The organism is Ruegeria sp. 6PALISEP08 (assembly GCF_001238295.1).
Taxonomy (GTDB): Bacteria; Pseudomonadota; Alphaproteobacteria; order Rhodobacterales; family Rhodobacteraceae; genus Ruegeria.
The window spans coordinates 35,531-55,004 of the sequence record NZ_LGXZ01000015.1 but is presented as its reverse complement, the minus strand read 5'-3'; the positions used below and the strand labels follow the sequence as shown (position 1 = coordinate 55,004).

Annotated in this window: 26 protein-coding genes; 17 read left to right on the top strand and 9 right to left on the bottom strand. The window is 57.9% G+C overall.

Annotated features, from left to right (window positions below; genetic code table 11):
* Position 1: 1 nt before the first annotated feature.
* The 4 genes from ALB80_RS18540 to ALB80_RS18525 form a co-directional block, all read right to left on the bottom strand.
* On the bottom strand, positions 2–670 hold the full coding sequence (locus ALB80_RS18540; RefSeq protein ID WP_083445362.1) for a transglycosylase SLT domain-containing protein: 669 nt from the start codon (positions 668–670) through the stop codon (positions 2–4).
* A gap of 103 nt (positions 671–773) precedes the next feature.
* Positions 774–1,202: an Lrp/AsnC family transcriptional regulator gene (locus tag ALB80_RS18535; RefSeq protein ID WP_050605585.1), complete on the bottom strand. Its 429-nt coding sequence runs from the start codon at positions 1,200–1,202 to the stop codon at positions 774–776.
* Positions 1,203–1,254: 52 nt separating this feature from the next.
* On the bottom strand, positions 1,255–2,574 hold the full coding sequence (locus ALB80_RS18530) for an MFS transporter (protein WP_050605584.1): 1,320 nt from the start codon (positions 2,572–2,574) through the stop codon (positions 1,255–1,257).
* A gap of 3 nt (positions 2,575–2,577) precedes the next feature.
* Positions 2,578–2,835 (bottom strand): metal-sensing transcriptional repressor, encoded by a 258-nt coding sequence (locus ALB80_RS18525; protein WP_050605583.1) that lies wholly within the window; start codon positions 2,833–2,835, stop codon positions 2,578–2,580.
* A gap of 133 nt (positions 2,836–2,968) precedes the next feature.
* On the opposite strand from ALB80_RS18525, the gene ALB80_RS18520 reads away from it, so the two are divergent.
* From ALB80_RS18520 to ALB80_RS18490, 7 genes are all read left to right on the top strand, one after another.
* Positions 2,969–3,583: a ribonuclease D gene (locus ALB80_RS18520; RefSeq protein WP_050605582.1), complete on the top strand. Its 615-nt coding sequence runs from the start codon at positions 2,969–2,971 to the stop codon at positions 3,581–3,583.
* A complete protein-coding gene (locus ALB80_RS18515; RefSeq protein WP_050605581.1) occupies positions 3,580–4,548 on the top strand; it encodes an SIS domain-containing protein in 969 nt (322 codons plus the stop codon). The genes ALB80_RS18520 and ALB80_RS18515 overlap by 4 nt, the downstream gene beginning before the upstream one ends.
* 10 nt (positions 4,549–4,558) lie before the next feature.
* Positions 4,559–5,158, top strand: a complete 600-nt coding sequence (lptC, locus tag ALB80_RS18510) for an LPS export ABC transporter periplasmic protein LptC (protein WP_050605580.1) — start codon at positions 4,559–4,561, stop codon at positions 5,156–5,158.
* A gap of 3 nt (positions 5,159–5,161) precedes the next feature.
* Complete coding sequence (locus tag ALB80_RS18505; protein WP_050605579.1) at positions 5,162–5,647, top strand: LptA/OstA family protein; 486 nt, start codon at positions 5,162–5,164, stop codon at positions 5,645–5,647.
* Positions 5,647–6,405, top strand: a complete 759-nt coding sequence (gene lptB, locus ALB80_RS18500; protein WP_050605578.1) for an LPS export ABC transporter ATP-binding protein — start codon at positions 5,647–5,649, stop codon at positions 6,403–6,405. The genes ALB80_RS18505 and lptB overlap by 1 nt, the downstream gene beginning before the upstream one ends.
* Before the next feature lie 252 nt (positions 6,406–6,657).
* Complete coding sequence (gene hpf, locus ALB80_RS18495; RefSeq protein WP_050605577.1) at positions 6,658–7,221, top strand: ribosome hibernation-promoting factor, HPF/YfiA family; 564 nt, start codon at positions 6,658–6,660, stop codon at positions 7,219–7,221.
* Positions 7,222–7,280: 59 nt separating this feature from the next.
* Positions 7,281–7,745 (top strand): PTS sugar transporter subunit IIA, encoded by a 465-nt coding sequence (locus tag ALB80_RS18490; protein WP_050605576.1) that lies wholly within the window; start codon positions 7,281–7,283, stop codon positions 7,743–7,745.
* 57 nt (positions 7,746–7,802) lie between these two features.
* On the opposite strand, the gene ALB80_RS18485 is transcribed toward ALB80_RS18490, so the two are convergent.
* The gene (locus tag ALB80_RS18485; protein WP_050605633.1) at positions 7,803–8,318 is read right to left on the bottom strand and encodes a CAP domain-containing protein; all 516 of its coding nucleotides are present in this window, start codon (positions 8,316–8,318) and stop codon (positions 7,803–7,805) included.
* Positions 8,319–8,487: 169 nt separating this feature from the next.
* On the opposite strand from ALB80_RS18485, the gene ALB80_RS18480 reads away from it, so the two are divergent.
* Together ALB80_RS18480 and ALB80_RS18475 are read left to right on the top strand one after the other, a co-directional pair.
* Positions 8,488–9,087: a L,D-transpeptidase gene (locus tag ALB80_RS18480; protein WP_050605575.1), complete on the top strand. Its 600-nt coding sequence runs from the start codon at positions 8,488–8,490 to the stop codon at positions 9,085–9,087.
* Between the two features lie 139 nt (positions 9,088–9,226).
* Positions 9,227–9,409, top strand: a complete 183-nt coding sequence (locus ALB80_RS18475) for a hypothetical protein (protein WP_010442520.1) — start codon at positions 9,227–9,229, stop codon at positions 9,407–9,409.
* Between the two features lie 138 nt (positions 9,410–9,547).
* Here the strand turns inward: ALB80_RS18475 and hemH are convergent, their stop codons facing one another.
* Together hemH and ALB80_RS18465 are read right to left on the bottom strand one after the other, a co-directional pair.
* Positions 9,548–10,597 (bottom strand): ferrochelatase, encoded by a 1,050-nt coding sequence (gene hemH / locus ALB80_RS18470; RefSeq protein ID WP_050605574.1) that lies wholly within the window; start codon positions 10,595–10,597, stop codon positions 9,548–9,550.
* A gap of 57 nt (positions 10,598–10,654) precedes the next feature.
* Complete coding sequence (locus tag ALB80_RS18465; protein ID WP_050605573.1) at positions 10,655–11,485, bottom strand: hypothetical protein; 831 nt, start codon at positions 11,483–11,485, stop codon at positions 10,655–10,657.
* Between ALB80_RS18465 and ALB80_RS18460 the strand changes: the two genes are divergently transcribed.
* The 4 genes from ALB80_RS18460 to ALB80_RS18445 are packed head-to-tail and all read left to right on the top strand — an operon-like array spanning position 11,466 to position 13,812.
* The gene (locus ALB80_RS18460) at positions 11,466–12,230 is read left to right on the top strand and encodes a ComF family protein (protein WP_253276921.1); all 765 of its coding nucleotides are present in this window, start codon (positions 11,466–11,468) and stop codon (positions 12,228–12,230) included. The genes ALB80_RS18465 and ALB80_RS18460 overlap by 20 nt on opposite strands.
* Positions 12,231–12,268: 38 nt before the next feature.
* Positions 12,269–12,526: a glutaredoxin 3 gene (grxC, locus tag ALB80_RS18455; protein WP_050605571.1), complete on the top strand. Its 258-nt coding sequence runs from the start codon at positions 12,269–12,271 to the stop codon at positions 12,524–12,526.
* Positions 12,526–13,356 carry a carbon-nitrogen hydrolase family protein gene (locus ALB80_RS18450; protein WP_050605570.1) on the top strand — a complete coding sequence of 277 codons (831 nt, stop codon included), beginning with the start codon at positions 12,526–12,528 and terminating at the stop codon, positions 13,354–13,356. The genes grxC and ALB80_RS18450 overlap by 1 nt, the downstream gene beginning before the upstream one ends.
* A gap of 15 nt (positions 13,357–13,371) precedes the next feature.
* Positions 13,372–13,812 (top strand): MarR family winged helix-turn-helix transcriptional regulator, encoded by a 441-nt coding sequence (locus ALB80_RS18445; RefSeq protein WP_010442526.1) that lies wholly within the window; start codon positions 13,372–13,374, stop codon positions 13,810–13,812.
* A gap of 59 nt (positions 13,813–13,871) precedes the next feature.
* Here ALB80_RS18445 and ALB80_RS18440 read toward each other — a convergent pair whose 3' ends face one another.
* Both ALB80_RS18440 and ubiG read right to left on the bottom strand, forming a co-directional pair.
* The gene (locus tag ALB80_RS18440) at positions 13,872–14,348 is read right to left on the bottom strand and encodes a hypothetical protein (RefSeq protein WP_157054254.1); all 477 of its coding nucleotides are present in this window, start codon (positions 14,346–14,348) and stop codon (positions 13,872–13,874) included.
* Between the two features lie 165 nt (positions 14,349–14,513).
* The gene (gene ubiG / locus ALB80_RS18435) at positions 14,514–15,260 is read right to left on the bottom strand and encodes a bifunctional 2-polyprenyl-6-hydroxyphenol methylase/3-demethylubiquinol 3-O-methyltransferase UbiG (RefSeq protein WP_050605568.1); all 747 of its coding nucleotides are present in this window, start codon (positions 15,258–15,260) and stop codon (positions 14,514–14,516) included.
* Positions 15,261–15,308: 48 nt separating this feature from the next.
* Here ubiG and pip point away from each other — a divergent pair, with 48 nt between their 5' ends.
* From pip to nusA, 4 genes are all read left to right on the top strand, one after another.
* Positions 15,309–16,286: a prolyl aminopeptidase gene (gene pip, locus ALB80_RS18430; RefSeq protein ID WP_050605567.1), complete on the top strand. Its 978-nt coding sequence runs from the start codon at positions 15,309–15,311 to the stop codon at positions 16,284–16,286.
* Positions 16,283–17,104: an ABC transporter substrate-binding protein gene (locus ALB80_RS18425; RefSeq protein WP_050605566.1), complete on the top strand. Its 822-nt coding sequence runs from the start codon at positions 16,283–16,285 to the stop codon at positions 17,102–17,104. The genes pip and ALB80_RS18425 overlap by 4 nt, the downstream gene beginning before the upstream one ends.
* A 158-nt stretch (positions 17,105–17,262) precedes the next feature.
* Positions 17,263–17,853 (top strand): ribosome maturation factor RimP, encoded by a 591-nt coding sequence (gene rimP, locus ALB80_RS18420; protein ID WP_050605565.1) that lies wholly within the window; start codon positions 17,263–17,265, stop codon positions 17,851–17,853.
* Complete coding sequence (nusA, locus tag ALB80_RS18415) at positions 17,853–19,472, top strand: transcription termination factor NusA (RefSeq protein WP_050605564.1); 1,620 nt, start codon at positions 17,853–17,855, stop codon at positions 19,470–19,472. Before rimP ends, nusA begins: the two co-directional genes overlap by 1 nt.
* Positions 19,473–19,474: the final 2 nt, after the last annotated feature.

Genomic DNA, 19,474 nt, shown 5'->3' with positions numbered 1-19,474 from the left:
CCTAATTGAAGGCGATGAACGCGGTTGCAGCGCCCGCGGTTGGTACCAAAGACCCCAATGCGCCGGTGTGGGGCGAGTTCGTCTGTATTGGGATCAAAGGGGTTGCGGCCCCGGTGAAGGGATCGCGGGGCATGGCCGCAAGCCGGGGCTGGGCCGAGTCTTCAAGCTGTGCCAGTACCGTTTGAAACCGCCCTTTGTAAGCTTCGGCCAAGGACGTGGTGCGGGAATGATAAGCCCCGGCGGCGGCAGGCCACGAGCCAAGCTCGGCATGCAGGTCTTTCAGGAATTGGGCGGCGTAGGTTGCGTTTTCATCCGGATCGAACATCGCGTCGATCGAGCGGAATGCCTTGCCATGCCATCGATAGTTGATCTGAAAGCAGCCCACATCAAAGTTGCGCGTCCCCGCTTTGAAGATTTTGAACACGTAGCCCTTGGCCGCATCTTCGGACTTGAACCAGTATCCCTGACCTTCGACATTGATGGTCCAGGGCCAGGGCAGAAATTGACCCTTTAGTGTGCGGCCCGTTTCAACGCGCGAGATGGCGCGCAGAACGTCCAGGGGTACTCCTTGGGACAAAGCTGCACGTCGCGCAGCCTGATCGCACAGATGTCCTATGCGGGCATTGGGCGCGGCAAACACTGCCTGGGCCAACGTCACAAGCAGGAACACGAGAACGAGCGGGATCTTTTAATTTGGCATTCTGCCGGTCCGGGATTCTGAACTGTCCCGGCTAAGCTAGCCATTGATCGGTTTACAGACCGTTAACGCCGCTTCAGTTTCGGTCGATTTTGCGCCCGAAAACAATACTGGTATTTGTACGCAAAACACCTGGGATCTTGGCCAGTTCGTCGACCAGAACATCCAGATCTTCCAGCCGGGGTGCTTCGGCCGAAAGCATCAGATCGAATTCACCGTTGATAGACAGGCACAGTTTGACCTCGGGGTAGGCCTCAAGCCGCTTGATGATCCGGGTCGTTTCTTTCTGCTGCACTTCGAGCATGACGATCACCTGCACTTTGGGTGTATCTTCCGTTGACCCAAGGCGCACGGTGTAACCCGTGATGACGCCGCGCTGCTCCATTCGGTTGATCCGTTCATGTACCGTTGTGCGGGCCACACCCAGCGCGGCTGCGATCTGAGTGGTCGAGGCGCGCGCGTTGGCTTGCAGGGCGGCGATGATGCGACGGTCAAGCTGGTCCATTGGGGCTCCGGTTTGTGGCAAGTCCGGGTTTAGATCAGATTGAAGCCCTTGCTCAAGGCTCACTCGGGATGCGCGGGTGCAGATCGTCGATGATGATCGGATGAGCGTGGATGCCCGATCCGGCCAGATGCGGGTGATTGGGTGGCAGATCGGGATGTTCGTGGACGACGGGGTCCTGATCGACACGTGGCCACAAGCTGATCGCGCCAATCACACCCACCACGGACAATGTCGCCATGCTGCTGAGCGCGACAGTCGATCCAAACACCGTCATCAGCCACCCTGCAAGTGGGTAAAGCACCAGCCAGCACCCATGCGAAAGGGTAAACTGTGCGGCGAAAACGGCAGGGCGGTCTTCGGGATGGGCTGATCGGGTCAAAAGACGCCCCGAGGGTGTGAGCGTGGTAGAGTACCCGAAACCGGTAAACGCCCAAAACACGGTCAGAAGGCCCAGCGACAGAGGAACGGTTGTGGTCAGTATTGCGGCCAAGGCCATGGAACCGGTGGCAAAAACGGCCCCTACGACCATAACCCGACGGTCTTCGATCCGATCCAGAAGGCGGGGTAAGGTAAACGCCGCCAGCATCGATCCACCTCCGAACCCGGCCAAGGCAATGGCCACGGCGCTTTCCGACAGGCCCAGATTCGCGCGCACGATAACCACTGTGTTGACGATCACCATTGCGCTCAGCGCGGCCGCACTCCAGTTGAGCGCAAGCAACCCGCGCAGCCGGGGTGTTTTCAGATAGATGCGGATACCACGGGTGGTGCGGTCATATATGCCACGGGGTTTGCTTGGTTTGGGTGAAGGTAGTACGACCGAAACCACCAAAAGTGCGGAAGCAACGAATCCCAGTGCCGTACCCAAAAACAGGTTGTTGAAGCTGACCAGCAGCAACAATGCGGCGGCGAACATCGGGCTTAACAGGCTTTCCATGTCGTAAGCCAGACGTGAAAGGGACAAAGCGCGCGTGTATTCGCCCTCATCAGGTAATACATCTGGGATTGTTGCCTGAAACGCGGGTGTGAACCCGGCCGAGGCCGATTGCAGCACGAAGATCAGCACGTAAACCTGCCAGACTTCGGTCACGAAAGGCAGGCACAGGGCCACCACAGCGCGGATCAGGTCCAGCACGATCAGCATTTTTCGGCGGTCCAGCCGCTCGGCAAAAGCGGCAGCGAGCGGGGCAACGGTGACGTAAGCCACCATCTTGATCGTCAGTGCCGTGCCCAGAACCAGACCCGCAGCATCCCCGGCCAGATCAAAGGCAAGCAGCCCCAGCGCAACCGTGGCCAGCCCGGTTCCGGTCAGGGCGACGATCTGGGCGGCGAACAGGTGGCGGTAGGTTCGGTTTTTCAGAATGCTCAGCATGGCTCAGAGATACTTTGTAATCGCTTTGAAATCTTCAATTCCGCTGCCATCACCGTCGGCGGACAGGCAATGGTCGATGTGATCGTGAATCAGAGCGCGTTTGGCATTCGTGACGGCTTTTTCAACAGCAAACAGCTGCTGGGCGATGTCCGAACAGGGGGCCTGTCCCTCCAGCATGGCAATGACCTTGGCCAGATGCCCATGGGCTCGTTTCAGCCGGGCCGTGATCTGTGGATGTGACTCGTGGAGTTGATTTGACATAGCCTATCCTTATCCCCCCCATGGGGATATGATCAAGTGCCCGGCGCTGATTTGCCCGCGACTTTCGGACGGCGTTGAGTTTAGGGACTAAACCGCCTATCTCGGGGGCGATATCGCACAAAGGAATAGTCGCGTGGCGAACCATTTGTACAAAAACGACCTGCCGGACGGGCTGAATCTGGGCCCCGTCGTGGCCATTGACTGTGAAACCATGGGGCTGAACCCACATCGCGACCGTCTGTGCTTGATCCAGATGTCGGGCGGCGACGGCGACAGCCACATCGTTCAGGTGGAAAAGGGTCAGACCGAGGCACCGAACCTGTGTGCCATGCTGGAAAACCCTGACGTACTTAAGTTGTTCCATTTTGGACGTTTTGACATCGCCGCGATGTACCACACGTTCGGTGCGCTGGCTGCGCCAGTCTATTGCACCAAAATCACCAGCCGGTTGGTGCGCACCTACACCGATCGTCATGGCTTGAAAAACCTGTGTCAGGAACTGATTGGCGTCGATATCTCGAAACAGCAGCAGATGAGCGATTGGGGTGCTGAAGCCCTGACGGAGGCTCAGCTGGACTATGCGGCCTCGGACGTTCTGTACCTGCACCGCCTGCGGGACGAACTGAACAAGCGGCTGGCCCGCGAGGATCGGACCGAGATGGCACAGGCTTGTTTTGACTTCCTGCCGATGCGTGCGAAGCTGGACCTCGCCGGTTGGCCCGAAACGGATATCTTTGCGCACTCATGACCGATACCGAAGCCTTTCTGAGAACCGCCCGTCAGGTCATCACAGACGAAGCCCGTGCGCTGGACGTGCTGGCCGATAGCCTGGATGAACACTTTGCCGAGGCCGTGCAACTGATCCTGCAAGCAACGGGTCGCATCATCGTCAGCGGGATCGGCAAGTCCGGCCATATCGGCCACAAGATTGCGGCGACGCTGGCGAGTACTGGGACGCCTGCGTATTTCGTACACCCGGCCGAAGCCAGCCATGGCGACTTGGGTATGGTGTCCAAGGGCGACGTGGTCTTGGCGATCTCAAACTCGGGCGAGGCACCGGAACTGGCCAACCTGTTGGCCTTTACACGCCGCTTTGGCATCCCGCTGATTGGCCTGTCCAGCAAGCCCGAGAGCACGCTGATGAAACAGGCGGATGTGCATCTGCTGATCCCGTCGATGGGTGAGGCATGTGGCTTTGGCATGGTACCGTCGATCTCGACCACGTTGACTCTGGCGATGGGCGATGCGCTGGCGATTGCGCTGATGAAATATCGCGACTTCCGCCCCGAGGACTTCCGCGCCTTCCATCCCGGTGGCAAACTGGGTGCGCTGTTGAGTACAGTGCAGGACCTCATGCATTCCGGCGCGGCATTACCTCTGGTGGCAGCCGATACGCCCATGGGGGATACGCTGATTGTCATCAGCCAGAAAGGCTTCGGTGTGGCCGGTGTTACCGACGCCTCGGGCGCGTTGGCCGGGATCATCACTGACGGCGACCTGAGGCGGCATCTGGACGGTCTTATGGGCAAGTCAGCCGCACAGGTGATGACCTCGAACCCGACAACCATTGCCCCCGGCGCATTGGCTCAAGAGGCCGTCGCCATCATGAATGACCGCAAGATCACATCATTGTTCGTGGTCGAGCCCGAAGGCACCGGGCGAGCGCTGGGCTTGCTGCACATTCACGATTGCCTGCGCGTCGGTTTGGGTTGAGGAGAGCGACGTGGACAGGTATTCCCGCATGGTGCAGTTCCTGAAGGTGCTGTTGCCGCTTGCGGCCATCGTGATGCTGTCCACTGTTTTCCTGCTGTCCCGCAGTATCGAAACAAACGTGTCCGTGCCATTTGCGGAAAAAGACATTGATGAACGGTTGGCGCAGCAGGTGGTTACGCAGCCCAATTATCAGGGGACGACCCGCAAGGGTGAAAATGTGCATATCGAGGCTATTCAAGCCGCCCAGGGCAGCGAGGACACGACCCCGACGGCGTCCGAATTCCGGGGCCGGTTCGGTCTGCTGAGCGGTGGAACGATCACGCTGGATTCAAACTCCGGTTTGATCCGTCCTGACGAAGGCACGGCAACTTTTGTCGGCGACGTGGTGATCACCACTGCTGACGGGCTTCAGGTTACAACGGATCTGCTCAACACGTCTCTGGACGAAATCCGGGGCGACACTCCGGGGCAGGTGAATGGAACTGGGCCTATCGGTGACTTTTCCGCCGGTCGCATGACGTTTGGGACTGAAAAAAAGGATGGTCCAGTCCATATTGTTTTTACAGACGGTGTGAAGCTGGTATACGAGCCTGAAAAAGCAGAAAGATAACGTGTGTTCGATTTTCGTTTTGTTCCTTTGTGCCTCGCTTTGATCGCGGGTGCCGCGACGGCTCAGGAGGCGCAGGTGGCCTTTGGCTCTGCGAATGCCGATCCCAGCCTTCCAGTCGAAGTGACTTCGGAAACGCTAAACGTCAATCAGGACGACGGGTCTGCCGAATTCCTCGGAAATGTCATTGTCGTGCAGGGCGAAATGCGGCTGACCGCTGAACGGGTGCTGGTGATTTACAATCAGGAACGCTCGGCCATCGAACGGATGGAAGCGACCGAAAACGTGGTTCTGGTCAGCCCGCCGGATGCGGCTGAAGGCGATTGGGCGGAATACACAATCGATTCCGGCGTGATCGTGATGAAGGGCAATGTCCTTCTGACGCAGGGCCCCAGTATCATCAGCGGCGATCAGATGAACGCCAACCTGACGACGGGCACTGCGACGATGACCGGGCGTGTCAAAACGATCCTGCAGCAGGGCAACAACTGATGGCGCGCCCCAGCCTGACTTTGGCCGAAGGCAGTTCAGGTCTTTGCATCGAGAAGCTGCGTAAATCCTACCGGAAGAAAACGGTCATTCGCGACGTGTCGATGACATTGGACCGGTCCGAGGTCGTGGCACTGTTGGGGCCGAACGGGTCAGGTAAAACCACAACTTTCTATTCCGTGGCCGGCCTTGTGTTCCCCGAGGCGGGTAAGGTGACAATCGACGGGCAAAACGTCACGACTTTGCCCATGTATCGGCGCGCTCGAATGGGGATTGGGTATCTGCCGCAGGAAATGTCGATTTTCCGCGGTATGAGCGTAGAAGACAACATCGCCGCTGTTCTGGATATCACGGTCGCACACGCCCATAGGCGCAAAGAGCGGTTGGAAGAACTCTTGTCGGATTTCTCCATCGAGCATTTGCGCCGTGCCCCGGCCTTGGCGCTTTCGGGCGGTGAACGCCGCCGTGTCGAGATCGCGCGCTGTTTGGCTGCAGATCCGAAATACCTGTTGCTGGACGAACCCTTTGCAGGCGTCGACCCGATCAGTGTCGGGGACATCCGGCATCTGGTGGCCGACCTCAAAAAACGAGGAATCGGTGTGCTGATCACGGATCACAACGTCCGGGAAACGCTGGAAATTGTGGATCGCGCATATATCCTGCATGACGGTCAGGTTCTGATGTCCGGCACACCCGATGAGGTTGTCGAAAACGAGAACGTGCGTCGGGTTTATTTGGGCGAAAACTTCCGTATTTCATAGGTTTGCGCCGGTTTGCGTCGGGTGCATGGCGGAAATCGCGTATATACACGCCTGTTTTGATTGACTCTTCCTTCGTCTCTTGCCTCAATTGGTCCATGGCATTTACTCGGTTCCAGTCTGGATCTCGATGTCCCTTCATTGAAGGGCAGGTATTGAGGCAACCGCAGAAAATGTCGCGACCCCCCACCCGATAAAAACAAGTTCGTCGCGGCCTGCGACGTCAGAATGGGTGTGAATTGTGAAGGAGATCACATGCGTTACCAAATCAGCGGAAAACAGATCGACATCGGCGCGGCCCTGCAGACACATGTGCAGACCGAGCTGGGCGAGGTTGTGGGCAAGTATGCTCAGCGGCCAACAGATGCCAACGTCGTCTTTTCCCGTTCAGCGCATGAATATGTATGCGAAACAACTGTGCACCTTTCCACGGGCCTGACGGCACAGGCCAAGGCGCACGCGACCGAGATCTACGCAGCGTTTGAGGCATGCTGCGATAAGATGGAAACCCAACTGCGCCGCTATAAGCGCCGCCTGAAGGACCACCACAAGGACCGGGCAGAGCCGGTTGAACTCTTTGGTGCGTCCTCTTATATCCTCGCTTCTGACGAATCGGATACAGCGGATGAGCCCGAATCGCTGCAGCCCATGATTGTGGCTGAGATGGAGACGAAGATTCCATCGCTGAGCGTTGGGGAAGCCGTGATGCAAATGGAACTTGCCGGTGCTCCGGTACTGGTGTTCCGGAACGAGAACAAGGATGGATTGAACGTTGTTTACCGTCGTGATGACGGTAACATCGGCTGGATTGATCCATAACAGGCAAGAAAAACGGGACCGCACCCGCATAGGCGGGTGCCGTGCCATGGAGCGTGATCATGGAGCTTTCGAGCATACTGAAGCCCGAGGCAGTGCGTGTACTTTCTGCCGCTTCCAGCAAGAAGCGGTTGTTTCAGGAAATCGGCGACGTGGCCGCCGCAACCCGGGGCCTTGATGCTCAGGCCGTGGTCGATTCCCTGCTGGAGCGCGAAAGCCTTGGACCAACAGGCGTTGGGCATGGTGTGGCGCTGCCGCACGCGCGCCTGTCCGAACTCGAGTCGGTTTCGGGTGTATTCGTCATGCTGGAAAAACCCATCGATTTCGGGTCGGTTGATCGCCAGCCCGTGGACATTGCCTTTGCGTTGTTTGCGCCGGAAGAGGCGGGTGTGGATCACCTAAAAGCGCTGGCTCTGGTGTCGCGTACTTTGCGGGATACCTCGGTCTGTACCAAGCTTCGGGCAAATCCCGACCCGGTCAAACTTTATGCGATCCTGACCGAAGCCCAATCCGTGCAAGCTGCATGATGGAATAAAAAAAGCCCCCGAAATCCGGGGGCTTTTTTGTGTAAACCGTGATCGGGATCAGCCGCCTGTTCCCATTTCCAGCGTCCACCAGATTTTCCCGCCGCTTTCCTGATGCCAGGCGAATCCCATCTGAGTTGCCTTTGGATCCAAGATGACCGCCCGCGGTCCGGGTTCTTGCATCCAGGCGGCCAGGGTTTCGGTCTCGGTCTCGTAGGTTTCAGAAATGGTCTCGCCCAGGAATGTGCCGAAGTAACCCACCCGTGCGGCCCGATCGATCGGGGATGACCCATCTGATCCAAAGTGCCAGGGTCGGTTCTGCCGGGCCATATCTTTAGAATGAGTAGCTGCGGCAGCGTTCAGCTGAGAGTTCAGTTGCACAGATTGGAGGCCCTGAGCCTGACGCAGCGCATTGACCGAATCAAGCATTCGGAATTGCAGCTTTTCCGGGTTGCCCCGGATTTTGTAAACCGACGGCAGGGGGCGGCCATCTGCGCCAAGGGCTGTCGTGCGGGTGTCAGTACATGCCGCAAGCGCGACAAAGCAAATCAACAGTAAAGAAACGATACGCGTCATGATCGACCTGATAATTGTGTTGTCACCCGGCATAGCGTGCCTGACGGCGCTGAGCAAACGTACAATCGTCTATACTTGCGTGATTCTGCCGGTTTGGTTTGCGACTGAAGCATTCTCGCAATAGAATAGGTCAGATTTCAAAGCTCTCTAGAACACAGGACCCATTGTCATGGTCAAAAAGCGTTTTCTGTCGCCCACACGCCGGGGGTTCCTGGCCGGGGCCACCGCATCGATGGCGTCACCGGCGCTGGCGCAATACACTCCCGGTGATCCGCTGCGCCCCGCGCCCGAACCCGAGCCGTCTGTGCGTCGCAACGTGTCCGGGTTCCGGGCTTTGGACTGGCAGCCGTATTTTTCAAACACCAGAAACGGCGCCATTCTGGTCGACACCGTGTCACGCGCGCTGCATTATTGGTCAGATGATCAAGCAATATACAAACTCTACCCATCCTCGGTGCCTTTGACCGAAGAAATGACCCGCCGCGGACGCACAAGCGTGATCCGCAAAGTCGAAGGCCCCAGCTGGTCGCCGACACCGTCGATGAAGAAAAGAAACCCGGAATGGCCCGACCATATTCCACCGGGTCCGGATAACCCGCTGGGAACACATGCTTTATATCTGGGTTGGAAGTATTATCGCATTCACGGCACACACGATACACGCAAAATCGGGCGACGCTCGTCAAATGGCTGTATCGGGCTCTTCAATGACGATATCGCCGAGCTCTTTTCTATGACGAAGGTCGGTACGCAAGTGTTGCTAATATGACGACATTTTCCTGCGCGAACCCGCTTAACGCTCAAGTTGCAATTGCATTCCCGCGCCAATGCTGATTAGAAAAAACCACGAGGTAAGTCTTAGATGTGCGGTTCCGGGCATTGGAACTGTGCAAATTCTGGAGGTTAATATGAAGAAACTCGTTCTCGCTGCTGCACTGACTGCTGCTGCTTCGACCGCTTATGCTGGTAACCTGGAAGAGCCGGTTGTTGAAGCACCTGTTGTTGTAGAAGAAACTCAGGGTTCGTCGCAGGGCATCATCCTGCCGCTGATCCTGTTGGTCGTAGTTGCTGCTGCTGTTGCTGCAAGCTAAGCCGACACGGAATTCGTGAGAAAGGCGGTGGAGCAATCCACCGCCTTTTTTTTGTTTTGAGTATCTGTTCCGGCGTCCGGCGTTTCTTTGCTGAACGAATCACCTGTGCAAAGTGTTGCGGCGATTTCCCGAACTGAACTATTCCAGCCAGCCGCGCAGGTTATCCTCAACGACCTTCCCAAGGGCCGCAATGTGCGCGTCGTCGTCGTTCAGGCAAGGAATATAGGTGAAGGTCTCACCACCGGCTTCTTCGAAACTTTCCTTGATTTCTTCGTTGATCTCTTCCAGCGTTTCGATGCAATCGGCCGAGAATGCGGGAGCAATGACGGCAATGTTTTTCTTGCCCTGTTTTGCCAAGTCCGCCACGTGATCAACGGTGTAAGGCTTCAACCACTCTTCGGGGCCGAATCGAGATTGGAAGGTCGACACCAGTTGATCATCCGACCAGCCCAACCGCTCTTTCAGCAGACGTGATGTCTTGGCGCACTGGCAGTGATAGGGATCCCCCTGCTGTAAATAGCGTTCGGGCATTCCGTGGTAGGAACAGACCAGAATGTCCGGTTTGACCTCCAGTGCCGCATAGGCGTGTTCAACCGATTGCGCCAACGCGTCGATATAGCTGGGCTCGTCGAAATAGGCGGGCACGGTGCGGGTTGCCGGTTGCCAGGTTTCCTCCATCAAGGCGCGGAAGAACTGGTCATTGGCGGTGGCCGTCGTCGCGCCTGCGTATTGCGGATAGAGCGGGAAAAATAGAATGCGGTCGCACCCTGCGGCCACCATCTCGCGCACCTTGGATTTGGTTGAAGGGTTGCCATAACGCATACAGAAATCGACCATTACCTGGTCACCATATCGATCATGCATCGCCGCCTGCAGCTTGGCGATCTGATTCTTGGTGATCGTCATCAACGGGCTTTCGCCTTTGTCGTGATTCCAGATCGATTTATAAGCTTCTCCCGAGCTGAAAGGTCGTTTGCTCAGGATTATGGCCTGCAGAATCGGCTGCCATTTCCATTTCGGATAGTCGATAACGCGCTGGTCCGACAGAAACTCGTTCAGATAACGGCGCATCGGCCAATAAGTGTAGTCGTCCGGTGTACCCAGATTAGCCAGCAGAATGCCGACGCGACCCATCCTGATCTTGGGATGATCCGTAGGAGCGTGTGCAGGGCGGGTAGCGTCGAACATATGGGACTTCCTGAATTTCTTGTGGTCCGGCCTGAGATAAGGGAATTTATCCGCACGTCAATCAGGCAGTTTGCCCTCGGTGGTGCGCAAGGCGTCTGCCAGACGGGCTTGGGCCGATCCCGCGCGCAACGGTTTGGGTTGGCTATCGTGCGGCGACCATCCGGTCAGGCAGATCAGCTCGAACGTCGTGGTCAGGCGGCCTGAATCGGTTAAAAAGTGATCCGCATAGATACGCTGTGCGGCCTCGAACACAGCCCGCCCGGTTGGGCGCTTCAGCCGGGCAGACAACGCGTTGGTTTCGCCCATATGGCGCAGATCGCGCATCAGATGCCAAATGTCGCGATATTCTGCGGTGAGTGGTACAGAGTCCGCCACGGGCAAGGACAGACCTGCCCGCTGTAGCAATCCGCCCAGATCGCGTAGCTCAGCCATTGGTGCGATGCGTGGGCTCAGCCCGCCGTTAATTTCGACTTCGGCCTGACCCAAAGCCGCACGCAGTTCATGCAGCGTTTCTCCGCCCAAACACACGACCAGCAATAGCCCGTCGGGCTGTAACGCCCTGTGGCATTGGATCAGCTGCCCAACAGGGTCATTGGCGCTATGCAAGGCCATTGCGTGGATGATCAGATCATGGGCACCGGGCTGAAGTGCCAGCACGTCATCATCCTGGGCCAGGGCCGCACCTGGTAAAATACCGTCCCAAAACTTTGGAAACGGGCTCACGATGGCGGGCGCCGTAAAGGCTTTGTTAACCATAGAGAGCCGATCCTGCACTTCGTCCATTGCGGCCCGATGCAGGAACAGGGCGTCTTCCTGCACACGGGCGCGGTGGCGCAGGATGGTTTTACGATCAAACAGAGAGGGTGCGTTGGGTTCTGGCAGTTTCATAGCTCGCAAGTATCGCATAGCGCAGCGGATTCAAACCGCACTTGTACTGATTTACCCGCCCCGCTGCATGGGATGCGGCGCGCTTACAGAGTCCGACTTTGGCCTGTGCGGGGCCTGCTGGTGTGAAACGCCGTTTATCGGTGGCACCGTATGCGAAGGCTGCGGGGTGCCGCTGATGGGCGCACAGGATGGATTCCGGATCGAGTGTGATGACTGTCTGAAAGCCCCGCCGCTCTGGAAGTCGGGCCGATCGGCGCTGTTGTATGATGGCAAGGCGCGTGCCTTGATCCTGGCCTTGAAACATGGCGACCGGCCCGAACTGGCCCGCTTGGCAGCCCGTTGGATGGCGCAGTCGGGGCGTGAGCTGTTACAGCCGGATATGGTGATTGCCCCGGTGCCATTGCATTGGTCTCGCCTGCTCAAACGGCGTTACAATCAGTCGGCGCTGCTGGCGCAGCATCTGGGGCAGGACACCGGGCTGGACTGTGTGCCCGATCTGTTGGTGCGTAAAAGGCGGACACCGGTTCTGGATGGCAAAACCGCGCAAGAACGGGCCAAGGTCCTGAATGATGCGATTCGCGTCCACCCGCGCAGAGTACATCATCTGAAAGGCCGGGACGTATTGCTGGTGGATGATGTGATGACCTCTGGCGCGACACTGGCAGCCTGTACCCGTGTATGCCAGGCCGCAGGAGCAAATCATATTTTCGTGTTGGCACTGGCGCGCGTTGCCAAGGATGCCTAATTCGCCCAAGATTGCGCGAATTCCAAAGGGAACGGAAAATGAAGCCGGTAGAAATCTACACCTCGCCGCTATGCGGTTTTTGCCATGCGGCCAAACGTCTGCTGAAACAGAAAGGCGTTGAATTCAAAGAAGTCGACGTGCTGATGCACCCCAAACGCAAACCCGAGATGATCCAGCGGGCCGGTGGCAAGCGCACCGTGCCGCAGATCTTCATCGGCACGCAGCATGTGGGTGGCTGTGACGATCTGTACGAACTGGAACGTCAGGGCAAGCTCGACCGGCTACTGGCGGCCTGATGAAGACCGCGCTGCTGCAGATCACCTCGTCGGATGATCCGGCAGAGAATCTGGATATGGTGCGCGCCATGATGGCCGAGGCGGCCGCACAAGGCGCGCGGTTCATCCTGACCCCCGAGGTCACGAACTGCGTTTCGACCAGCACCACACGGCAGCACGAAGTTCTACAGCATGAAGAAGACGACATCACTCTGGCGGGCTTGCGCGAAGAGGCCGCCAAACTGGGTGTGTGGCTTCTGATCGGTTCGCTGGGGATCAAAACCCATGATGCGGATGGCCGTTTTGCAAATCGGTGCTTCATGATCGACCCGCAGGGACAAGTTGTGGCACGATACGACAAGATTCATATGTTCGACGTTGCGGTTTCCGAATCCGAGACCTTCCGCGAATCGAAGAACTACCGCCCGGGCGAGAAAGCCGTGATTGCCGAGACCGATTTCGGCAAGGTCGGCCTGACCATCTGCTATGACATCCGGTTCCCCCATCTGCACGCTGCGTTGGCGCAGTCCGGCGCGCGCACCCTGACGGTTCCCGCGGCGTTTTCGCCCGTGACCGGTGCCGCGCATTGGGAATCGCTGCTGCGCGCCCGCGCCATCGAGACCGGGTGTTGGGTGCTGGCTCCGGCCCAGACCGGAGAACACCCGAAGACGCGCGGAAAAACACGATATACTCATGGTCACAGCATGGTTATCGACCCGTGGGGAGAGGTGCTGATCGACGCAGGTACCGATCCGGGCATTCACATTTTCGATTTGGATGATAGTTCTGTGACAGAGGCACGCCGTCGCGTGCCCTCCTTGACGCATGTGCGGCCCTTTGACGGGCCCTGATCCAGAACCGGACTAATGACGGACGAAAAGAATGCCTTGGCGGTCACGCTGTTCAGCGAGATTCTGACTGCAGACCAGTTATTGCGCAACCGGCTGAGCCGAGTGCTGCCCAAAGGCATGGAAATCTCGCATTTCTCGGTGCTGAACCATTTGGTGTTCGTTGGCGACGAGCGCAGTCCGGCGCAATTGGCCAACACGTTCCACGTGACCCGAGGCGCGATGACCAACACTTTGGCCAAGCTGGAATGGGCCGGATACATCCACATCCGCCCTGATTGGGATGATGCCCGCCGCAAGATGGTCGCGATCAGCCCCGCTGGCCGGAGGGCGCGGGATCAGGCGATTTCGTCGATTGCCCCGCTGATCAACCGCGTGGTCGGAGAGCTGGGGTTGGAGCGGGTGCGCAGTACCTTGCCCGTGCTGCGGGATTTGCGGTTGCAGTTGGAGGGGGAGTAGGGCCAAGAGTCTTGGGCGGCGTTCACCGCCAAAGCTTTCCCATCAGCCTTTTCTATTGATCACTGTAGGCAAGTGTTTGGGGTGCCCTTCGCAACAACTTCAGCCAAATTTGCTCCTAATGTAGTTCTCGCATCGATTGCGTTCTTGGCTTCAGGATCTTGTTGCTTAAACATTATAGCCACAATAGCCGCATCTTGCGTGCCACCATAGATCGGCGTCGCAGTCGTGTATCCGGTGTTTCTGCCAGTATTTCCATAAGTGTTCAACGTCCCGGTTGTATTGTAGTTCGCGCCGACAACGCGAACATTGTTCTCGGCATCCATCGCAGCAATTAAGTACTTGTCGTAGCCCAAACGGATTGTCTCTACTGCGGCCATTCTGGAGACAAGTTTTCGTGCACCGGATGAGCCGCAAGCGGGAGCCGTGCTTACGTCGATTCGGACAATGTTCTGAGCAAGTCGTGTCGTGGTTGAAGAAGAGCATGCGCCCAAAAGCGCAATTGCTGACAAGACAACAATTAGTCGGGGTAGTCTCATCGGTTTCCTCGTGAGTGCACTTCAGTGCAATAAATCAATGCGAGACTTCATTTGGGTAATGATTTGGGTCAAATCTTGATTAGATTCTGTCGGATTCAAGGCTAAGGTCACTCAATTGATGATAAGAGTTCGAGCACCCGCCCTAAGCTTATTCGATACTCTAGCTCACCCCGGCTTCACACTCGCCGTCACATAATTTACACTCAAATCCCGGTCCGAGATCGACCAGCTCCAGAGGATCGGGTTGAAGACGAAACCCTTGCGGTCTACCGGCTCCAATCCGGCCTGACGCAGCAGGTCGAACAATTCATCCGGAGTGATGAACTTGTTCCATTCGTGCGTGCCGCGCGGCAACCAGCGCATGACGACCTCGGCCCCGAAAATGGCCATCGCATAGGATTTCGGGTTGCGGTTGATAGTCGAGCAGAGCAACAACCCGCCGGGTTTCAACAGCTGCTGCGACGCGGTCAGGAAGCCTAAAGGATCGGCTACATGCTCGACGACCTCCATGTTCAGCACCACGTCGAATTGCTCGCCTGCGGCAGCCATGTCCTCGGCCGTGGTGTGGCGGTAGTCGATCTCAAGCCCGGATTGCTCCGCATGGATACGCGCCACAGGTAGATTGCCCTCAGCAGCGTCAGCACCCACGACCTCGGCCCCTAAACGGGCTATCGGTTCGCTCAACAAGCCGCCGCCGCAGCCGATATCCAGCAGGCGCAGGCCCTTGAACGGGTTCGGCGCCTTCAGATCGCGGTCAAACTCACCCGCAATCTGCTGTGTGATATAATCCAGACGGCACGGATTGAGCATGTGCAAAGGTTTGAATTTCCCATGGGGATCCCACCATTCTGCCGCCATCGCCTCGAATTTTGCGATCTCGGATGGGTCCACCGTGTTCGGATGCGCTTGCATTCCTGTCTCCGTGTGCTCTTTTACGCTAAAGGACTATATAGGGCCATAATGGACAAGTACCCGGACCAAAAGCGCGCAGTTCAATATCTGTACCCGCCGATCGATCCTTTCGATCAGCGTGTGGTCGATATGGGCGATGGACACCGTATTTATGTGGAACAATGCGGCAATCCCGATGGGATACCGATTGTCATCCTGCATGGGGGCCCGGGCGGCGGCTGCAGCCCTGCGATGCGGCGGTATTTCGATCCGCGCACTTTCAGGGTGATTCTGTTTGATCAGCGCGGATGTGGTCGGTCCAGACCCACGGCGTCGGTCGAAAACAATACGACGTGGCATCTTGTCGCCGATATCGAACGTTTGCGCGATTTGTTCGAAATTGATGAGTGGATCGTGTTTGGCGGCAGTTGGGGGGCGACACTGGCGCTGATCTATGCACAGACGCATCCTGACCGGGTCAGTCGTTTGGTGCTGCGCGGTGTGTTTCTGGCCACACAGGCCGAGCTGGATTGGTTCTATGGCGGCGGGGCTGGCCGGTTCTGGCCTGAGCTCTGGCAGAAATTCACCGCTCTGCTGCCCGATGGTGAGCTGGACGATACCATCGCCGCATACAACAAGCGTCTGTTTTCGGGCGATCGGGCGACCGAGATTCTGTACGCGCGCGCATGGTCGCATTGGGAAAATGCGCTGGCCTCGATCCATACCAACGGGGCGGTTGGCGAAAGCCCGGGCGAATACGCCCGAACTTTTGCGCGACTCGAGAATCACTATTTCATCAACAGAGCCTTTCTGGAAACGGATGGGCAAATTCTGGAACAGATGGACCGGATCGCGCACATTCCCGGCAACATCGTACAGGGGCGGTATGACATGATCTGCCCGCCTCAGGCCGCCTGGAACCTGGCCGAACGCTGGCCAAATGCCGAGTTGAAGGTGGTCCGGCGGGCGGGCCATGCGTTGTCTGAACCCGGCATCAGCGCCGAGCTTGTGCGCATCATGGATCGCGTGGCGGAGGGTGTGGCATGACCCGGATTGACCGCCGTGCTCTGTTTGCCTCGGGTGCTGCTGCTGCGCTGTTGGCGGCGACGGGAGCGTCCTTGGCTGATACGCCCAAAAAGGGCGGGACTTTGCGTCTGGCCGTTCCCCGCGACGACAGTCTGGAACAGGTGGCGCGCGGGGCTGTCTTCGACACATTGACCGAGATCGCGCCCGACGGAACGCTGCGGGGCGAACTTGCAACGGGGTGGCAAACCGATGCCGAAGCACGGGTCTGGACATTTGATCTGCGCGATGATGCGGTGTTCCATGACGGAGAACCGTTGGAGGTTACGGACATTCTGGCCGTTTTGGCGGACGTTGGTCACGTCGAGGTTCTGGCCCCCAATCGCCTGCGACTGGAACTGGCTCAGGCCAATCCGGGCCTGCCCTTCATGTTGGCAGACAGTCGGTTTGTCATCACGCGCATAGGTCAAACTGTTTCGCCGTTGCAGGCCGCCAATGGCACCGGGTGTTACCGCGTTGAACGGGCCGAGGACGGGCGACACTTCCTCGGACGTCGAGTGGCAGGACATTACAAGGATGGTCAGGCCGGGTGGGTCGATGCGATTGAAGTTATAGTGATTCCGGATGCCAGGGTGCGGGCCGAAGCACTGCGCGACGGCTATGTCGACGTTGCGGCGTTGCCGGACAGGGCCGAAATGCAGGACGTGCGCGGTCTGCGGTTCCATCCGTCTGAGGCGGACATGGCTCTTGCCGTGGCTGGCGCTGTCGGGATGCCACGTCAGATCGCAGGGCCCTCGGCTTTGGACGATGGCCGTATCGCCGAACGGTGGTGGATGGCGTAAATCCGATTGTGAACCCGCCAGGGGTTGCAGACTCGGACCATCCTGCGTATATGCAGTTTCAACAGCGGCGCGTTGGACTTCTGGTTCAAGGCTCCACCGGAAAATTCGACGGGCCGCGCGCCCGTTTTTTTGTGCCCGATTGAAGGGTAGAGCACCAGATGACAAACGACCTGATAGCCAAGGCTGCCATCGACCGGCGACTGGCCGAGATCATAACCCCCGTGATTGAGGATCTGGGGTACGAGCTCGTCCGTATCCGCCTGATGAGCGGCAAGCAGACCACCATGCAGATCATGGCTGACAAGCCCGACGGCGGTATCGAAGTTGATGACTGCGCGGAAATCTCGAACGCGGTCAGCGCCACGCTGGACGTCGAGGACCCGATCCTCGACGCCTATACGCTTGAGGTGTCCAGCCCTGGTATCGACCGTCCTTTGACTCGTCTGAAGGACTTCGAGGCGTTCGAAGGCTATGAGGCCAAGGTTGAGACCGCCGAAATGATTGACGGCCGCCGCCGATTCAAGGGTGAATTGGCTGGGATCGAGGGGGATGAGGTTCTGATCAACATCCCCGAGGGAGATGAAACGATCACCATCGGTCTGCAATTTGACTGGCTCAGCGATGCCAAGCTGGTCCTGACCGATGATCTGATCAAGGAAATGCTGCGCCAGCGCAAAGACGCGGGCGCCCTGAACGAAAACGCTTTCGACGAGATTGAGACCGAAGGGTCCGAAGAGGAGACGAACTGATGGCAATCACCTCAGCCAACCAGCTGGAGCTGCTGCAGACCGCCGAGGCCGTGGCCCGCGAAAAGATGATCGACCCCGGTCTGGTCGTCGAAGCGATGGAGGAATCGCTCGCCCGTGCCGCCAAGAGCCGTTACGGCGCGGAAATGGACATCCGTGTCAGCATCGACCGCAAAACCGGCAAGGCGACCTTCACCCGCGTCCGCACCGTGGTTGAGGATGAAGAGCTGGAAAATTATCAGGCCGAGATGACCGTCGAGCAGGCGCGTCAGTACATGGAAGCGCCCGAAGTCGGAAACGTCTATGTCGAAGAAGTTCCCCCGGTCGAAATGGGCCGAATCGCCGCTCAGTCCGCCAAGCAGGTTATCCTGCAGAAGGTCCGCGAAGCCGAGCGGGATCGCCAGTACGAAGAATTCAAGGATCGCGCAGGTACCATCATCAACGGTGCCGTCAAGCGCGAGGAATTTGGCAACGTCATAGTCGATCTGGGCGGGGCCGAAGCCGTTCTGCGCCGCAACGACAAGATCGGTCGCGAAAGCTATCGCCCGAATGACCGTGTGCGTGCGTATATCAAGGAAGTCCGCCGCGAGGTTCGTGGCCACCAGATCTTCCTGTCGCGCACCGCGCCCGAATTTATGGCCGAGCTGTTCAAGATGGAAGTGCCGGAAATCTATGACGGCATCATCGAGGTCAAGGCAGTGGCACGTGACCCCGGTTCACGCGCCAAAATCGCTGTGATTTCCTATGACGGATCGATCGACCCTGTCGGGGCCTGTGTTGGTATGCGCGGTAGCCGCGTGCAGGCTGTTGTGAACGAGCTGCAGGGCGAGAAAATCGATATCATCCCGTGGAACGAAGATCAGCCGACCTTCCTGGTGAACGCGCTACAGCCCGCTGAGGTCTCCAAGGTGGTTCTAGACGAAGAAGCTGGCAAAATCGAAGTTGTTGTCCCCGAAGAGCAGCTGTCGCTGGCAATTGGTCGCCGCGGTCAGAACGTGCGTCTGGCCAGCCAGCTGACCAATCTGGACATCGACATCATGACCGAAGCCGAAGAATCGGCGCGTCGTCAGAAGGAGTTCGAGGCCCGCACCAAGCTGTTCATGGACAGCCTGGACCTGGACGAATTCTTTGCACAGCTGCTGGTTTCCGAAGGGTTCACCAACCTCGAAGAAGTTGCCTATGTCGAAATCGATGAGCTGTTGGTCATCGACGGTGTTGACGAAGGTACCGCGCAGGAGCTTCAGACACGCGCGCGTGAATTCCTGGAAGCACAGGCCAAGGCAGCTTTGGATGCTGCACGTGCATTGGGTGCCGAGGACAGTCTTATTGAATTTGAAGGTCTGACGCCCCAGATGGTAGAGGCGTTGGCCAAGGACGATGTGAAGACCTTGGAAGACTTCGCGACCTGCGCGGACTGGGAACTGGCCGGTGGCTGGACCACGGTCGATGGCGAACGCATCAAGGATGACGGTGTGCTGGAGCCTTTTGGCATGACGCTGGAAGAGGCACAGGATCTGGTCATGACCGCACGCATCATGTTGGGCTGGGTTGATCCGGCCGAGCTGGAGCAGGCGGAAGAGGATGTCGACGGCGACGTAGAAGACGAGGAGGTCGGGGCCTGATT

Excerpts from the sequence above, each read along its gene's own strand:
- ALB80_RS18480 (WP_050605575.1), top strand. The coding sequence starts at position 8,488 with ATGGTCAAAAAGCGTTTTCTGTCGCCCACACGCCGGGGGTTCCTGGCC.
- grxC (WP_050605571.1), top strand. The coding sequence starts at position 12,269 with ATGAAGCCGGTAGAAATCTACACCTCGCCGCTATGCGGTTTTTGCCAT.
- ALB80_RS18525 (WP_050605583.1), bottom strand. The coding sequence starts at position 2,835 with ATGTCAAATCAACTCCACGAGTCACATCCACAGATCACGGCCCGGCTG.
- lptB (WP_050605578.1), top strand. The coding sequence starts at position 5,647 with ATGGCGCGCCCCAGCCTGACTTTGGCCGAAGGCAGTTCAGGTCTTTGC.
- ALB80_RS18450 (WP_050605570.1), top strand. The coding sequence starts at position 12,526 with ATGAAGACCGCGCTGCTGCAGATCACCTCGTCGGATGATCCGGCAGAG.
- ALB80_RS18445 (WP_010442526.1), top strand. The coding sequence starts at position 13,372 with ATGACGGACGAAAAGAATGCCTTGGCGGTCACGCTGTTCAGCGAGATT.
- ALB80_RS18485 (WP_050605633.1), bottom strand. The coding sequence starts at position 8,318 with ATGACGCGTATCGTTTCTTTACTGTTGATTTGCTTTGTCGCGCTTGCG.
- ALB80_RS18530 (WP_050605584.1), bottom strand. The coding sequence starts at position 2,574 with ATGCTGAGCATTCTGAAAAACCGAACCTACCGCCACCTGTTCGCCGCC.
- ALB80_RS18535 (WP_050605585.1), bottom strand. The coding sequence starts at position 1,202 with ATGGACCAGCTTGACCGTCGCATCATCGCCGCCCTGCAAGCCAACGCG.
- ubiG (WP_050605568.1), bottom strand. The coding sequence starts at position 15,260 with ATGCAAGCGCATCCGAACACGGTGGACCCATCCGAGATCGCAAAATTC.
- ALB80_RS18425 (WP_050605566.1), top strand. The coding sequence starts at position 16,283 with ATGACCCGGATTGACCGCCGTGCTCTGTTTGCCTCGGGTGCTGCTGCT.
- rimP (WP_050605565.1), top strand. The coding sequence starts at position 17,263 with ATGACAAACGACCTGATAGCCAAGGCTGCCATCGACCGGCGACTGGCC.
- pip (WP_050605567.1), top strand. The coding sequence starts at position 15,309 with ATGGACAAGTACCCGGACCAAAAGCGCGCAGTTCAATATCTGTACCCG.
- ALB80_RS18475 (WP_010442520.1), top strand. The coding sequence starts at position 9,227 with ATGAAGAAACTCGTTCTCGCTGCTGCACTGACTGCTGCTGCTTCGACC.
- ALB80_RS18465 (WP_050605573.1), bottom strand. The coding sequence starts at position 11,485 with ATGAAACTGCCAGAACCCAACGCACCCTCTCTGTTTGATCGTAAAACC.
- ALB80_RS18515 (WP_050605581.1), top strand. The coding sequence starts at position 3,580 with ATGACCGATACCGAAGCCTTTCTGAGAACCGCCCGTCAGGTCATCACA.
- hpf (WP_050605577.1), top strand. The coding sequence starts at position 6,658 with ATGCGTTACCAAATCAGCGGAAAACAGATCGACATCGGCGCGGCCCTG.
- ALB80_RS18440 (WP_157054254.1), bottom strand. The coding sequence starts at position 14,348 with ATGAGACTACCCCGACTAATTGTTGTCTTGTCAGCAATTGCGCTTTTG.
- nusA (WP_050605564.1), top strand. The coding sequence starts at position 17,853 with ATGGCAATCACCTCAGCCAACCAGCTGGAGCTGCTGCAGACCGCCGAG.
- ALB80_RS18490 (WP_050605576.1), top strand. The coding sequence starts at position 7,281 with ATGGAGCTTTCGAGCATACTGAAGCCCGAGGCAGTGCGTGTACTTTCT.
- hemH (WP_050605574.1), bottom strand. The coding sequence starts at position 10,597 with ATGTTCGACGCTACCCGCCCTGCACACGCTCCTACGGATCATCCCAAG.